The sequence below is a fragment of the Caballeronia sp. 11_S32 genome (assembly GCF_056930355.1).
This window is the reverse complement of sequence record NZ_JBXOWH010000002.1, coordinates 646827-662727: the sequence shown is the minus strand read 5'-3', so window position 1 is coordinate 662727 and position 15901 is coordinate 646827. Positions and strand designations below refer to the sequence as shown.

The following is a 15901-nucleotide window of genomic DNA, read 5'->3' as shown; positions in this document are numbered from 1 at the left end:
CGTAGAAATGAAGCGCCTTAGAACGTTGGGTAACCCAGCGCCGCACGGAAGCGGTTCTTGACGAACACGCCATCGCGCGGAGGCAGTGCGCGCGGCGGCTCGTTTGCCGCGATGAGCACCTGCGCGAGAAGCGGCCCGGTCTTTGTACGAATCCGTTCGACGAGGTCGTGAAGCTCATCGATGCGCTGAACGCGACGTGCGTCGGACAAATTGCAGCCTTTGGCTACGGCAACGAGATCCGTACCGAGGCTGGTATGACTGCGCTGCATGCCCGTTTCACCGAAATGGCCGTTGTCGAGCACGACGATCGACTGATTCTTCGGCTGCTTCGCGCCAACCGTGGCGAGACTGCCGATGCCCATCAGTTGCTCACCATCGCCTGTGATGACGATGACTGGCTTGCTCGGCTGCGCGAGCGCGAGGCCGAGACCAAGAGAGGCAGCGCCGCCCATTGCGCCCCACAGATAAAAATTGCGATCTCTGTCGCCAGCGGCGAACACGTCATATGACGCTGATCCCAGGCCGGTCACGATCAATGCATCGGGCACCGCTTCAACGAGGCCTGCAACGAAGGCTCGGCGATCAATGGCATCGTTTCGATTCGACATTACTTTCTCTCCCATTTCTTGCGCCCGATCAGGCTTTGCGACAACAGAACGGCGACCTGCTCGCCCGCTTCGAATGTGGCGTCGAATCCCGCGCTGACGATCTCGCCGACCTGCTCCGGATCGTCCGCGCGCAAGACCGTGATGCCCATCAATTCCAATGCAGCTTGCGTGTTCTTTCCCATCGGCCCCTGCCACGGATTGAACTCGGCGTATTCGCCTCGCATCGTGACGAGCGTGAGGAACGGGAACCGGCAACTCGACAGCAGCGAGAACATGTTCACGCAGTTGCCAACGCCACTGCTTTGCATGAGCAGGACTGCACGCTGCCCGCCGAGCCACGCGCCGCTCGTCACCGCAACACCTTCCTCCTCGGTGGTGAGCACCACGTCTTCGATCTCGGGATCGGCGATGACGCTGCGAATAACGTGCGAATGTCCCGCATCGGGGACGTACGCCACCTGCTTCACGCCCCCTTCTTTCAGAACCTTGAAAATCTCCTGCTGCCAGGCCGGAGCTTGCATCTCTGTCGAACTCATTGTTCCTCCACGAAAGTCGGCTTCGATGGAGGCATCATAGTTCGCTATTCCTTGAGTCTTGAAATAGAATTTCGTGATTCCTGCATTCGATTTCGGCATTGGGCAGGGTTTCCACGGGGAGCGTGATATGGACATCAAGCAGCTTCGCGCGCTGATCGCAGTTGCCGACACGGGCAGCGTCACCAAGGCTGCGAGCCTGCTGCATATCGTTCAGCCGGCGGTATCACGGCAGCTTCGTCTGCTGGAAGAAGACGTCGGCGCGGCACTATTTGCTCGCGGCCGATATGGCATGGACATCACGGAAGCCGGCGCCGTGTTCGTCGAACATGCGCGCCGCGCGCTCGCCGAGCTGGATCGGGCGCGTTCGGAGCTTCGCGTCTCGGAGGGAGTCAGCGGCATAGTCACGGTGGGATTGCTGCCGAGCACATGCGAGCTGCTAGCCAGCGACCTCGTTGCCGAAGCCGCATCACGTTATCCGGCAATCCGGCTGAGAGTCCTGATGGGCTATACCGGCACCCTGCAGAACTGGCTCGAACAGAACGAAACGGACGCCGCGCTTCTCTACGATCCCAAGCCATCGCCAGTACTTGCTGTCACGCCGCTCGTCGAAGAGAAGCTGTGGATCGTCGGAATGCCCGATGCCGGATTCGCCTCCGATGAACCCATCGCGCTTGCTGACGTCGCGCATCTGCCGATGATCCTGCCGAACGCGCCACACGGCATTCGCTCACTCGTCGAGCAAACCTGCGTGAACGCAGGCATCGAGCTTACTGTTGCGGCCGAAACCAATGCGATGAGCGTGCAAAAAGGGCTTGTCGCCGGTGGACACGGGGTCACGATATTGCCGGGTATCGCCGTCGCCGACGATCTCGCGGCAGGACGGCTCAGCGCGGCGCCGCTCGCCGACGAGTTTCTGTCACGCAGGATCGTTCTTGCGATGCCGAACAACAGGCGCATTGCTGCGGCGGTTCAATGCGTCGTCGACCTGCTCGTCGATCAGATCGGCCGTGCCGTGCGCGGCGGAACCTGGACCACGGCCCAGCTTCTGAAGGACACATCCACCGACTCGTAATAGGATCGCCCTATGACCGGCACATGAAACGGATATTTCCGCGCTGCGAGCGATTCCCCTAGAGTTTGTCTACCGACAACGAACAGCTGGCCGTCAGGAAGACCAGCATCGGAGACAAGCATGAACAGCCGGTCCGACGCCTTTCAGGAACGTATCGAATCAGCCGCTGACTTCGTCGCGCCCGCGCACGCAGCCGGACTCAGCGTAACGCTCGATTACCCGACGCCGCCGCTCGAGGGCGATGCCCTTGCGCCCTTGTGGCACTGGATCTTCTTCCGCCCACTGGTCGCGCAGTCATTGATCGCGGAAGACGGGCATCCGAAAAAGGGCGATTTCCTTCCCGACCTCGGCCTGCCGCGCCGCATGTGGGCGGGAGGACGGCTCCGTTTCAAATCGCCGATCATCGTCGGCAAGCCCATCTTGCGCGAGTCGCGCATTCTCGATGTAACCGAAAAGCAAGGAAGGACCGGCAAGCTCGGCTTCGTGACGGTCTCGCATCACATTTCCTGCGATGGCGTGCCCACTATCGAGGAAGAGCACGACATCGTCTATCGCGAGCCGCCCGCGCCCGGCGCGCCGGCGCCCAAGCCGACCGCCGCGCCCGAAGGAGCCGAGTGGCAACGCACGATCGTTCCCGACGAAGTGCTGCTCTTCCGCTACTCGGCCCTGACATTCAACGGTCATCGCATTCATTACGACAAGCCCTACGTCACCGAGGTCGAAGGTTATCCCGGTCTCGTCGTGCATGGCCCGCTGATCGCGACGCTCCTCCTCGATCTCGTGCGCAGACAGCGTCCCGATGCCCGCGTCGTCGAATTCGCCTTCAAGGCCATGCGTCCGTGCTTTGCCGGAAACGCCCTTCATCTTTGTGGCAAGCCGTCAGCCGATGGCAAAACGGTCGACTTGTGGTCGAAGGACCACGAAGGGTGGATCGGCATGACCGCCCGCGCCACGCTCGCCTAACACGCTCTGGAAGATTCATCATGTTCAATACCTCCGCCGATGCTTATCAGGACATTCGCGATGCCGTGCGCGATCTCTGTCAGCAGTTCCCATCCGAATATTTCCGCAAGGTCGATGAAGAACGCGGCTATCCGGAAGCATTCGTCGATGCGCTCACCAAAGCTGGCTGGCTCGCCGCATTGATTCCGCAGGAATACGGCGGTTCGGGACTCGGCCTGACGGAAGCGTCGGTCATCATGGAAGAAATCAATCGCTCGGGTGGCAACTCGGGCGCGTGCCACGGCCAGATGTACAACATGGGCACGTTGTTGCGGCATGGCTCGAAAGAGCAGAAGGAGCGCTATCTGCCGAAGATCGCCTCGGGAGAATTGCGCCTTCAGTCGATGGGCGTGACGGAACCGACGACGGGCACGGACACGACGAAGATCAAGACGACCGCGCAACGCAAGGGCGATCGCTATGTCATCAACGGCCAGAAGGTCTGGATCTCGCGCATCCAGCATTCTGACCTGATGATCCTCCTCGCACGCACCACGCCGCTTTCCGACGTCAAGAAGAAGAGCGAAGGCATGTCGATCTTCCTCGTCGATCTGCGCGAAGCGATCGGCCACGGCATGACCGTTCGCCCGATCCCAAACATGGTCAACCATGAGACCAACGAACTGTTCTTCGACAACCTCGAAATTCCCGCCGATAACCTGATCGGCGAGGAAGGCATGGGTTTCAAATACATTCTCGACGGCCTCAACGCGGAGCGCACGCTGATCGCCGCGGAATGCATCGGGGATGGCTATTGGTTCATCGACAAGGTGTCGCAATACGTGAAGGAGCGCGTCGTCTTCGGCCGGCCGATCGGACAGAACCAGGGCGTGCAGTTCCCGATTGCGCGCGCGCTGGTCAATGTCGAAGCGGCGAATCTCATGCGCTACAAGGCGTGTGAGCTTTTCGATGCACATCAGCACTGCGGCGCGCAAGCCAACATGGCGAAGCTGCTGGCCGCCGACGCCTCCTGGGAAGCCGCGAACGCGTGCCTGCAGTTTCATGGCGGCTTCGGTTTCGCTTCCGAATACGACGTCGAACGAAAATTCCGTGAGACGCGTCTTTATCAAGTCGCGCCGATCTCGACGAATCTCATCTTGTCCTACGTCGCCGAGCACATCCTCGGTCTGCCGCGTTCCTTCTAAGGAGGCACCGACATGCGTCCGCTTCAAGGCATCAAGGTCGTCACGTTCGAGCATGCGATCGCCGCGCCGTTCTGCACACGTCAACTCGCGGATCTGGGCGCGCGCGTCATCAAGGTCGAGCGGCCTGAAACAGGTGATTTCGCACGCAACTATGACGAGCGCGTGTCGGGCCTCGCCTCTCACTTCGTCTGGACCAACCGCTCGAAAGAAAGCATCACGCTGGACGTCAAGCAACAGGCCGCGATGGAAGTAGTGCATGCGTTGCTCGCCGATGCGGACGTGTTCGTTCAAAACCTCGCGCCGGGCGCGACGCAACGGCTCGGCCTCGACTTCGAGACCTTGAGCGCGCGGTATCCGAAACTGATCGTCTGCGACATTTCGGGCTACGGTCTCGACGGCCCCTACCGCGACAAGAAGGCGTACGACTTGCTCATTCAGAGCGAATCCGGATTCCTGAGTATTACTGGATCCAATGGACAACCTGCGAAGGCCGGATGTTCGATCGCGGATATCGCCGCGGGGATGTACGGCTACACGAACATTCTCGCCGCGCTGATCGAACGCGGCCGCACGGGACGAGGTAAGCACATTGACGTATCGATGCTCGAAAGCATGGTCGAGTGGATGAGCTATCCCCTCTATTACTCGATCGATGACCAGCCCGCGCCGGCACTCGCAGGCGCGTCGCATGCAACGATCTTTCCATACGGCCCCTTCCCTGCCGGCGACGGCAAGACCGTGATGCTCGGGCTTCAGAACGAGCGCGAATGGAAAAGCTTCTGCAATATCGTCATCGCGCGCCCCGAGCTTTTGCAGGACGAACGCTTCTCATCGAACAGCCGACGCACGCAGCATCGGGAAGCGCTCACGCAAATCATCGTCGATGCATTTTCGAATTGCTCGGCGGAGGACGTCATCGCGCGCCTTGAAAAAGCGAGCATCGCCAATGCGCACATGAACGACATGCACGCTGTCTGGAAGCATCCGCAACTCGATGCACGAAGCCGCTGGACACGCGTGAAAACCGCGGCAGGCGATGTCCCCGCGCTCTACCCGCCGGGCATCTCCGCCAAGGATGAACCGCGCATGGACGCAGTCCCGGCCTTGGGCGAGCACACGGCGCCGATCCTGCACGAACTCGGTTTCGACGATCGCCGGATAGAGCAAATGCGCAGCGCCGCCGCAATCTAAGGTTTCAGGCGCGAGACTTCCGGAACACTCAATCAAAACACAACGTTCCGGATAAGCCAGCAGTACAGGGCCACCTCGTTCGAACACATCACCTGGAGACAAGACATGGTCAACGCTGCCGGCCGGCTCGATCGCCTACCCATTTGCAGTTTTCACTGGAAGATTCTCGGACTCATCGCAGGCGGCGCGTTTCTCGACGCGTTCGATATCTATCTCGCCAACGGCGCCGTCGCGGCCATGGTGAACGAAGGCTTCACCGATTTGCGGCACGGCGCGATTTTCGTGTCATCGACGTTCATCGGCATGATGCTGGGCGCGTATGCCGCCGGATGGGTCGGCGATCGCTTCGGAAGGCGCTACTCCTACCAGTTGAATCTGGGTATCTTCGGACTCGCGTCGATTGCCGCATGCTTCGCGCCCAATATCGAATGGCTGATTGTGCTGCGCTTCATCATGGGCATCGGTCTCGGCGCTGAACTCGTCGTGGCGGCAGGCACGCTCGCGGAGTTCGTGCCGCCCGCGACGCGTGGCAAGTGGGTTTCGCTGCTGGCCATCATCATCAACAGCGGCTTGTTCGCGGCACTCGCCGCCGGTTACTGGATCATTCCGCATCTGGGCTGGCGCTACATGTTCGCGCTCGCGGGTATCGGTGCGCTGATCGTGTGGTTTCTGCGTCATCGCATGCCCGAGTCGCCGCGCTGGCTCGAATCCACCGGACGGCTGGAGGAAGCCGAAGCCACGCTTGCCGCGATAGAACGCGAAGTCGAGGCGCGCAAGGGCCCTTTGCCCGCGGTTCAACGCGTGGTGAATCTGAACGTAGGCTCCGTCCCGCTTCGCGCACTATTCGCTCCTGGTTTGCGTGGACGCACGATTGTCGCGGCGCTCACGGCCATCGCCGTCAACATCGGGCTGTACGGTTTCATCGCGTGGCTCCCGACTTTCTTCGTGAGCGAGGGCCTTTCCGTCGTCAAGTCACTCGGATTCGTGATGTTGATGTCGATCGGCTCGCCCGTTGGCGGACTCGTCGGCTATCTGATCGCGGACCGCATCGGACGCGCGAAGGGGATCGTGATCGCGGCACTGGTGAGCATCGCGCTCGGATGGTTTTACGTGACGCTTCGTGAGCCTGCGCAACTCATCATCGTCGGGTTTTGTCTGGTTACGTCGATCTATACGATCACGACGCTCGGCCTGTTCGGCTACATCCCCGAACTGTTTCCGACGGAGGTACGTCTGCGCGGCACCGGCGTGGCGGGAACCTGCGGCCGTGCCGCCTCGATTGCGACACCGTATCTCGCGTTGACGCTCTACCAGCATGTCGGCGTGTCCGGTGTAATCGCGATGGTGAGCGTGACTCTTGCCGTCCTCTGCGTTGCGATCCTCGTGATCCGAGTGGAAACGAGCCGGCATTCGCTGGAGGACCTCGCGCCGGCCGTATCCGACGCTTCGGCTACGATTGTTGAGAACAAGATCGAATCCCCCGCGACGCATCGGGCATAAGAAGCGAATCCTCGCGCCGCACCTCAAGGAGACCCAAAATGCGCAATGTGCTTGGGCGCGAGCTTCCGCACGCTATCGACGGAATCGGTGATCTGCGCCCATACGGCTCACCGTCGATGGCACGGGACGCTGGCCGCAGATCAGGTAGCGACGGCACTCCGAAGCTGCTCGCCAACATTCGAAGCGCGCTTGCCGCATGCGATGTTCGGGATGGCGCGACCCTGTCGTTCCACCACCATTTGCGCAATGGCGATCATGTGATGAACCTCGTTCTGACCGAGGCGGCGCGCATGGGGCTGCGCGATCTGCGGATCGCGCCAAGTTCGATCTTTCCAGTGCATGAGCCGCTCGTCGGGCTCATGAATGCTGGCGTCATTCGAAGCATTCATACCGCTTATGTGTCGGGTCCGGCCGCCGATGCCATCGGCCGGGGCGCGCTGAATGTACCCGCCGTGCTGCAAACTCACGGCGGGCGGGCGCATGCCATCGAGAGCGGGGAACTCATGATCGACGTCGCGTTCATCGCGGCGCCTGCTTCAGACGACTGCGGCAACATCAACGGCGTTTCAGGGCCGAACGCATGTGGCACACTCGGATACGCAATGGTCGACGCGCGCTACGCCAAACGGGTTGTCGCCATAACGGACCATCTGGTGAAGTATCCGGCCTGCCCCATCGACATTGCACAGGACTGCGTGGATTTCGTCGTTCCCGTTGAAAGCATCGGCGACGCGGCACGTATCGTTTCGGGTACGACGCGGATTACGGATGATCCTGTCGGTCTCGATATCGCGAAGTCCGCTGCGCGAATCATCGAAGCGGCGGGATTGCTTGACGACGGCTTCTCATTCCAGACTGGCGCAGGAGGCGTTTCGCTGGCGGTCGCCAGGTTCGTCGAAGACGCAATGCGCCGCCGCGGTGTACAAGGGAGCTTTGCTTCTGGCGGCATCACCGGGCAGATCGTCGGGATGCTCGAAGCGGGGCTTTTTGACACACTCTTCGATGTTCAATGCTTCGACCTGCATGCGGTCGAATCTTATCGCAGGAATAGCAGGCACCAGGCGATGTCGGCTTCGATGTATGCGAGCCCGTCGGTGCGCGGTTCCGTCGCCGACAGGCTCGACGCGATGATTCTCGGCGCCGCGCAAGTCGACCTCGACTTCAATGTGAACGTCACGACGACTGCTGACGGACGCATCATCGGCGGCTCCGGGGGACACAGCGACACCGCCGCGGGTGCAAAGCTTGCCATCGTCACAACGCGTCTTCGCGCGGGCGCGAATCCAAAGGTCGTGGAATCGGTGCGCACGATAACGACGCCGGGCGCATCGATCGATGTAGTCGTCACCGAAGCGGGGATCGCGGTGAATCCGTCCCGCGACGATCTCGCCGATATGCTGAAAAGCGCGGGCATCGAAACCGTATCGATCGCGCGGCTTCACGATTTAGCGATGGAAGGTGCAGGCGAGCCCGAACGGACCACACGCCCGCCCGACGATGCGCCTGTCGTGGCGCTTCAGCAATATCGTGATGGCTCGATCATCGACGTGGTGCGCCGGACTCACTGATCGCTTTCCTGATCGCGCAGCGACACGCCTTTCCATGTCTCGCGCGCAACGAGCTCGGTGATCAGTTCGACCAGCGTTTGCCGAACAGCGACAGTGGCAGCATGCATCGGCATGCTGTTCGGCCAGCAAATGCTGGCGGGACGCCGAATCACCGGATCGACGATCTTGCGCATGCGTGGCAAACGCGAAGAATCGAACTGGGCAACGGCGGAAGCGGGCAAGATCGTGCAGGCTCTCCCCGAATGAGCAATGAGCAGGAGGGACGGCAAGGAGTCGATGTCCGCGATGATGTTCAACTCGACGTTCTCGCTGGAGAACGTGCGTTCGATCAACAGCCGCAATCCATTTGCAACGCCAGGCGCGACGAGCTTGACCCCCGCGAGTTTGGCTAGCGCGCACGTGCTGGAACGCGGGGAAATATCGATGTCCGGCTCTCCCAGCAAGTAAAGCGTTTCATCGAAAACCGGCAGCGCGCCGATCCCCGGCGTGTCCGATTCGCGAAAAAGTATGCCGAGATCGAGTCTTCCGTTTGCGAGCAACTCATTCAGGTAGCCACTCATGCTTTCGAAGAACTGCAGGCGGATGCCTGGATACTTGTCCTGCACTCGCTCGAAGAGCGGCACGGCAAGTACGCAGGCCATCGTCGTGGGCAGGCCGAGCGCGACGGTGCCCGATTCCGCGCCGCCGCCTTTGCTGACCTCTTGTTTGAGCTGCTCCATCTGGCGCAGGACGAGTCGCGCGTGCCGGTAAAGCGCATTGCCTTCCGCAGTTGGCGTGACGCCGTGGTTGCTGCGCAGCAGAAGCGCAACGCCGAGTTCCTCTTCGAGGCGCGCCATCTGCTGGCTCAAGGAAGGCTGAGCGACGTATAGCTTCTCCGCTGCCCTGCCGAGACTGCCGTAATCGACGATGTTGACGAAGTAGCGCAGCTGCCGGACGTCCATGAGCGTGAAAGGCTGACTGGTCAGCGACTGGAGCGTTGAAGTGATGCGAATTGTACGCTCCGGACGCCGACGTAGCGCCTGCTACATGTTCGGATAATTCGGCCCGCCGCCGCCTTCCGGGGTGACCCACACGATATTCTGCGTCGGGTCCTTGATGTCGCAGGTCTTGCAGTGCACGCAGTTCTGCGCGTTGATCTGCAGGCGCTCGCTGCCTTCGTCGGACTTGACGAACTCGTACACGCCCGCGGGGCAGTAGCGGCCTTCCGGTCCGGCATAGGTGCGCAGGTTCACGTTGACCGGCACGCTCGCATCCTTCAGCGTCAGATGCGCGGGCTGGTTCTCTTCGTGGTTCGTGTTGGAGATGAACACCGACGAGAGACGATCGAACGTGAGCTTGCCGTCCGGCTTCGGATAGACAATGGGCTTGCACTGCGACGCCGGCTTCAGCATCTCGTGATCCCAATGCTGATGATGCAGCGTCCACGGCACGTTGCCGCCCATCACCTTTTGCTCCAGACCGACCATGAACGTGCCGAGGTACAGGCCCTTGCTCATCCACTGCTTGAAGTTGCGCGCGCGGTGCAGTTCGGTCTTGAGCCAGGACGTATCGAACAGTTCGGGGTAGGCGGTGAGTTCATCGTTCTGACGGCCCGCCTGCACGGCTTCGAATGCGGCCTCGGCGGCCATCTTGCCGGACTTGATCGCCGCGTGGCTGCCCTTGATGCGCGATGCGTTCAGGAAGCCCGCGTCATCGCCCGCGAGCGCGCCGCCGGGGAACGTGAGTTTCGGCAGCGACATCAGACCGCCGGCCGTGATCGCGCGCGCGCCGTAGGAGATGCGCTTGCCGCCTTCGAGAAACGCGCGAATCGACGGATGCGTCTTGTAGCGCTGAAACTCTTCGAACGGCGAGAGATACGGATTCGAATATCCGAGCCCGACGACGAAGCCCACGACCACCTGGTTGTTGTCCATGTGGTAGAGGAACGAGCCGCCATAGGTATCGGGTTCGAGCGGCCAGCCGGCGGTGTGGATCACGAGGCCGGGCTTGTGCTTGACCGGATCGATCTCCCACAGCTCCTTGATGCCGATGCCGTACACCTGCGGATCGGAATTCTGGTTGAGCCTGAACTTCTCCATCAGCTGACGGCCCAGATGCCCGCGCGCGCCTTCGCAGAAGAGCGTGTACTTCGCGTGCAGTTCCATGCCGAGCTGGAAGTTCTCGGTCGGCTCGCCATCCTTGCCGACGCCCATGTTGCCCGTCACGACGCCGCGCACCGCGCCGTCATCGGCGTACAGCACTTCGGCGGCCGGAAAGCCCGGGAAAATCTCGACGCCGAGTGCCTCGGCCTGCTGCCCCAGCCAGCGCGTGACGTTCGCGAGACTGATGACGTAGTTGCCGTGGTTCTTGAAGTTGTCGGGAAGCAGCCAGTTCGGCACCTGCTTCGCGTCGTTCTGCGACAGGAACAGGAAGCGGTCTTCGGTCACTTCGACATCGAGCGGCGCGCCTTTTTCCTTCCAGTCGGGGATGAGTTCGGACAGGCCGCGCGGGTCCATCACCGCGCCGGAGAGGATGTGCGCGCCGATCTCGGAGCCTTTCTCCAGGACGCACACGCCGATCTCGACGCCCTTTTCCTCCGCCAGTTGCTTCAAACGGATGGCCGCCGACAAACCGGCTGGTCCGCCGCCGACGATGACGACGTCGTATTCCATCGATTCGCGGGGACCGTATTGCTCGATGAGAGAATTGCTGCTCATGCGCCGACAGCATCGAGAATCGATTGCGCGCGCTGTACGACGGGCTTATCGACCATTTTTCCATCGACGGCGACGGCAGCGCCATCCGCAGTTTTGAAGGCTTCGATGACACGTCTCGCCCATGCAAGCTCGTCTTCATTCGGCGCGAAGCCCGCATTCACAATCGGGACCTGGCGCGGATGAATGCAGAGTTTCCCGGCGAATCCCCATCGCCTTGCCTTGAGGGTCTCGGCGCGTAACAAGTCTTCGTCTCCGATGGCGGATGTCACGCCATCGATCGGAGGCGCAATTCCAGCGACCCGCGAAGTAACGGCGAGGTCGGCGCGGAAATGGTCGAGTTCGCCGCCATCCGAAGCGAGCCTCAGGTCCGCACAGAAGTCCAGCGTTCCGAACATCAATTGGCGGACAAATGGTGCTCGGGCGACTTCCATTGCATTGAACATTCCCTTCGCCGTCTCGATGAGCGCATAGACAGGCATCCTGCTCTTCGTTTGAGATACAAGTTCGACGACGTCGGACGCACTTTCCGCCTTCGGCAGTACGATTCCGGCGACGCCTCGCAGCTTGCCAAGCTGCGCATCCTGCTCGAACCAGGATGTGCCTCGCGCATTCACGCGGATGAGCACCGGGCGATCGGGCGTTAACCATGCTTCGATCGCTCGTCTTGCGTCATTCTTATTCTCTGGTGAAACCGCGTCTTCCAGATCAAGGATGACAGCGTCCGCACCACTTTGCAGTGCCTTGTCGAAACGCTCCGGCCGATCGCCAGGCACGAACAGGAATGAGCGGAGTTGCGCAAGACTACTCATGGCAGTGTCCTCGGTCACAGTGTTGCCGCCAGTTCCGGCACGAGCGTGAACAGATCGCCGACGAGACCATAGTCCGCCACGCTGAAGATCGGCGCTTCCGGATCCTTGTTGATCGCGACGATGACCTTCGAGTCCTTCATACCGGCCAAGTGCTGAATCGCGCCCGAGATGCCGACGGCCACGTACAGTTGCGGCGCGACGATCTTGCCGGTTTGACCGACCTGAAAGTCGTTCGGGACATAGCCCGCATCGACTGCCGCGCGCGATGCGCCCAGCGCCGCGCCGAGTTTGTCCGCCAGCGGCTCGAGCGTCTTCGTGTAGTTCTCGCCGCTGCCGAGACCCCGGCCGCCCGACACGATGATCGTCGCGCTCGTCAGTTCCGGACGATCGAGCTTCGTGACTTCACGGCTCACGAACTGCGAGATGCCCGCGTCGGCTGCGGCTTCGATCTTTTCGACCGCCGCGCTGCCGCCTTCGGCCGCGACCGGATCGAAGCCCGTCGCGCGAACCGTGATGACCTTGATCGGATCGATCGACTGAACGATCGCGATGGCGTTGCCCGCGTAGATCGGGCGCTCGAAGGTGTCGGCGCTGTCGACGGCGGTGATGTCGCTGATTTGCGCGACATCCAGATGCGCGGCGATGCGCGGCGCGATGTTTTTACCGTAAGCCGTCGCGGGCGCAAGAATGTGCGAATAGTCCTTCGCGATGTTCAGCACCGTGCCTTCGACATTCTCCGCGAGGCCATCGGCGAGTTGAGGCGCATCGGCCAGCAGCACCTTCGCCACGCCTGCGATCTTTGCCGCCGCGTCCGCCGCGCCTTGCGCGTTCGAACCCGCGACCAGCACATGGATGTCACCGCCGACGAATTTGCCAACCTCAGCCGCCGCTGCAACCGTGTTCAGCGTCGCTGCTTTGATCGACGCGTTGCCCCCCAAGGGGGCTTCCTTCGGGGCGTCGTGTTCCGCAATTACCAGAATCGTCATTTTCTCGCGTCTCCTTTACAGCACCTTGGCTTCGGTCTTGAGCTTCTCGACCAGCGTCTTCACGTCCGGCACCATGATGCCGGCGCTGCGCTTCGGCGGCTCCGTGACCTTCAGCGTCTTCAGGCGCGGTGCGACGTCAACGCCCAGATCAGCGGGCTTCACCGTCGTCAGCGGCTTCTTCTTCGCCTTCATGATGTTCGGCAGCGTCACGTAGCGCGGCTCGTTCAGGCGCAGGTCCGTGGTCACGACCGCAGGCAGCTTCAACGACAGCGTTTCCGCGCCGCCATCGACTTCACGCGACACCGTGGCCTTGCCGTCCGCGATCACGACCTTCGATGCGAACGTCGCTTGCGGCAGGCCCGCCAGCGCGGCGAGCATCTGGCCGGTCTGGTTCGAATCATCATCGATGGCCTGCTTGCCGAGAATCACGAGCTCAGGCTTTTCCTGATCGACCAATGCCTTGAGAATCTTCGCGACCGCGAGCGGCTGCAATTCATCAGCGCTTTCGACCAGAATCGCGCGATCCGCGCCGATGGCCAAAGCCGTACGCAACGTCTCCTGACACTGCGTCACGCCGCACGACACGGCGATCACTTCCGTAGCGACACCCGCTTCCTTCAGACGCACCGCCTCTTCCACGGCGATCTCGTCGAACGGGTTCATCGACATCTTCACGTTGGCGATATCGACACCCGTGTTATCCGACTTCACACGGACCTTCACGTTGTAGTCGACCACGCGCTTGACTGGCACCAAAATCCTCAAAGTAATCTCCCTTCTAACCTTCGTTACGAAGTCTGAAGCCAAGCCGAACAACTTTCATCCGCCGAAGTTCGACAACGCATTGCACAACGACGCGATACCGGCTTCCGTTGGCCGCCGTGCTCGGCCCATATTCCAGAAGTCCATCATCCGATACGTCCCTCGCTGAAATTCAACTTGGAGGACAACTCCGACTTACGCCTTTCCTCTTACAGCCCGATTGGCGATCCAGCACCTAATGGAGGGCTTCGCAAATGCTAGCCTTGCTTCCTCAATCCAGTGTTCGCCTCGATTTCTCCGCTGCCATCCAGATAGCCATGCTTGCCAAGGTCCGGCATTAGGATTGAGGCCACGAAAGTGATTCCCGTGAGCACCGCGACATAGTAAAAGAACGTGGATTCGACGTTCGCCGAGCGCAAGGTGAGTGCCACATACTCCGCAGTGCCTCCGAAGGTTGCATTCGCTAGCGCATACGGAAGACCAACACCGAGTGCACGCACCGTCGGCGGGAAAAGGTCGGCTTTCACCAAGCCAGAAATCGGCGTGTAGAACGATGCGATCAACAATCCGGCTGCAACCAGCGCAAAGGCCATGTATGGGCTCGTGACCGACTTCAACGCAAACAGGAGCGGGACAACCAATAAGGTCGCAAGGCCGGAGAACAGCAGCATATGCGTTTTGACTCCAATCTTGTCCGCGAGCAAGCCGAGAATCGGCTGACAAAGCATGAAGCAAATGAGCGAGGCAGTCATGACAAAGCTGACAACCTGTGGCGTCATTCCGGCTGAAACGACCAAGAACTTTTGCATGTAGGTTGTGAACGTATAGAAATACAGTGAGCCCCCTCCGGTGAACGCAAGCACGAGCAGTACGGCGCGTTTGTGCAGAAGCAATCCAGAGATGGAGCCTGCTTCCTTACGTTTCATGTCCTGCCTCGACGCAGTCTCCACCATCGAGCGCCGGAGGTAGACCACCACAATCGAACTTACCGCGCCCAAGAAGAACGGGATCCGCCATCCCCACTCTTTCAGCTCGGCAAGTGACAGGGTGTGCTGAAGAATGGCGACCGTGAGCAAGGCAAGCAGTTGCCCGGAGATGATCGTGAAGTACTGAAACGAGCCGAAAAAGCCGCGGCGGCCAGTAACGGACGCTTCACTGAGATATGTTGCTCCAGTCCCGTACTCCGCACCTACGGACAAGCCCTGAATTAGACGGGCGACCACGAGGAGCACCGGTGCGGCAACCCCTATCGTCTGGTAGGTCGGCAACAGAGCGATCAATAGTGAGCCGGCGCACATCATGAAGACAGAGATGATCATCGACACTTTTCGGCCCTTGGTATCGGCAATCCATCCGAATATCCAGCCTCCTAGTGGCCTCATGAAAAATCCCACGGCAAATACACCTGCAGTCGCGAGAAGCTGACTTACCTGGTTCCCGGATGGGAAAAACGCAGCGGCGAAGTAGATCGATGTGTACGCGTAGACGAAGAAGTCGAACCATTCGACGAGGTTGCCAGAGCAGGCACCGATGATTCCCTTTACTCGGATGGACATGGGAGTGGAAGGGGAAGACGAATCACTTTCGATTCCGATATGGCCTAAATCCTTTTGCATTTGTGTCTCCTGAAATTCTAACTAGACGGCGGGTCTATATTTAGTGAACCGGCCGACCGACGCATCTCAGAGCAAGCATTGCGGCTCGCGCGCCTGAATCGATTTAGATCTTATTTTTGAAAGCGCTCACGCAAATCATTTGGTTGGCTGATTACCATGTCGCCTCGTTGAACGCGAGAGCGCCAGCGGCGCCGAATTCGGCGTCCGTCGTTAAAGCAAAGGCGGGCGGTGGCTTATGGCGTCGTTGGCTCCGGACACCACGCCAACCGTTGCGGTGAAATACGCACAACAAGGGCGACCGGTGTGCCGAACTAGCAAGTCGTTGTTTGGTTAGATGGACTCTATTGGAAAGCCCCGTCCGGCGGAAATACGAGTTTCATTTGACGCACATAGGGCGAACCTATGCCCGA

At 60.6% G+C, this 15901-nt stretch carries 14 protein-coding genes; 6 read left to right on the top strand and 8 right to left on the bottom strand.

All coding sequences use genetic code 11. The annotated features are described in order from the left end of the window. Positions 1–17: 17 nt before the first annotated feature. Both AC1Z32_RS11235 and AC1Z32_RS11230 read right to left on the bottom strand, forming a co-directional pair. Positions 18–608, bottom strand: a complete 591-nt coding sequence (locus AC1Z32_RS11235) for a thiamine pyrophosphate-dependent enzyme (protein ID WP_483478770.1) — start codon at positions 606–608, stop codon at positions 18–20. Then, on the bottom strand, positions 608–1144 hold the full coding sequence (locus AC1Z32_RS11230; RefSeq protein WP_483478769.1) for a phosphonopyruvate decarboxylase: 537 nt from the start codon (positions 1142–1144) through the stop codon (positions 608–610). The genes AC1Z32_RS11235 and AC1Z32_RS11230 overlap by 1 nt, the downstream gene beginning before the upstream one ends. Before the next feature lie 127 nt (positions 1145–1271). On the opposite strand from AC1Z32_RS11230, the gene AC1Z32_RS11225 reads away from it, so the two are divergent. From AC1Z32_RS11225 to citF, 6 genes are all read left to right on the top strand, one after another. Continuing rightward, positions 1272–2216: a LysR family transcriptional regulator gene (locus AC1Z32_RS11225; RefSeq protein ID WP_483478768.1), complete on the top strand. Its 945-nt coding sequence runs from the start codon at positions 1272–1274 to the stop codon at positions 2214–2216. A 120-nt stretch (positions 2217–2336) separates the two neighbouring features. After that, complete coding sequence (locus AC1Z32_RS11220) at positions 2337–3179, top strand: HTD2 family dehydratase (RefSeq protein ID WP_483478767.1); 843 nt, start codon at positions 2337–2339, stop codon at positions 3177–3179. Positions 3180–3199: 20 nt separating this feature from the next. After that, positions 3200–4363 (top strand): acyl-CoA dehydrogenase family protein, encoded by a 1164-nt coding sequence (locus AC1Z32_RS11215; RefSeq protein ID WP_483478766.1) that lies wholly within the window; start codon positions 3200–3202, stop codon positions 4361–4363. A gap of 12 nt (positions 4364–4375) precedes the next feature. After that, positions 4376–5554: a CaiB/BaiF CoA transferase family protein gene (locus AC1Z32_RS11210; RefSeq protein ID WP_483478765.1), complete on the top strand. Its 1179-nt coding sequence runs from the start codon at positions 4376–4378 to the stop codon at positions 5552–5554. Between the two features lie 105 nt (positions 5555–5659). Next, positions 5660–7054 (top strand): MFS transporter, encoded by a 1395-nt coding sequence (locus AC1Z32_RS11205; RefSeq protein WP_483478764.1) that lies wholly within the window; start codon positions 5660–5662, stop codon positions 7052–7054. A 38-nt stretch (positions 7055–7092) separates the two neighbouring features. After that, the gene (citF, locus tag AC1Z32_RS11200) at positions 7093–8622 is read left to right on the top strand and encodes a citrate lyase subunit alpha (protein ID WP_483478763.1); all 1530 of its coding nucleotides are present in this window, start codon (positions 7093–7095) and stop codon (positions 8620–8622) included. Here citF and AC1Z32_RS11195 read toward each other — a convergent pair. The 6 genes from AC1Z32_RS11195 to AC1Z32_RS11170 all read right to left on the bottom strand — a co-directional run bounded on the left by AC1Z32_RS11195 (position 8616) and on the right by AC1Z32_RS11170 (position 15491). Continuing rightward, entirely contained in the window at positions 8616–9563 is a 948-nt protein-coding gene (locus tag AC1Z32_RS11195; protein WP_483478762.1) for a LysR substrate-binding domain-containing protein, read from the bottom strand. The genes citF and AC1Z32_RS11195 overlap by 7 nt on opposite strands. Positions 9564–9644: 81 nt before the next feature. Then, positions 9645–11318, bottom strand: coding sequence for an electron transfer flavoprotein-ubiquinone oxidoreductase (locus AC1Z32_RS11190; protein WP_483478761.1), 1674 nt, complete (start codon positions 11316–11318; stop codon positions 9645–9647). After that, positions 11315–12127 (bottom strand): HpcH/HpaI aldolase/citrate lyase family protein, encoded by an 813-nt coding sequence (locus AC1Z32_RS11185; RefSeq protein WP_483478760.1) that lies wholly within the window; start codon positions 12125–12127, stop codon positions 11315–11317. The genes AC1Z32_RS11190 and AC1Z32_RS11185 overlap by 4 nt, the downstream gene beginning before the upstream one ends. A gap of 14 nt (positions 12128–12141) precedes the next feature. Beyond that, on the bottom strand, positions 12142–13113 hold the full coding sequence (locus AC1Z32_RS11180; RefSeq protein ID WP_483478759.1) for an electron transfer flavoprotein subunit alpha/FixB family protein: 972 nt from the start codon (positions 13111–13113) through the stop codon (positions 12142–12144). 15 nt (positions 13114–13128) lie between these two features. Next, entirely contained in the window at positions 13129–13878 is a 750-nt protein-coding gene (locus AC1Z32_RS11175) for an electron transfer flavoprotein subunit beta/FixA family protein (RefSeq protein WP_483478758.1), read from the bottom strand. 254 nt (positions 13879–14132) lie between these two features. Next, positions 14133–15491, bottom strand: a complete 1359-nt coding sequence (locus AC1Z32_RS11170; protein ID WP_483478757.1) for an MFS family transporter — start codon at positions 15489–15491, stop codon at positions 14133–14135. Positions 15492–15901 lie beyond the last annotated feature (410 nt).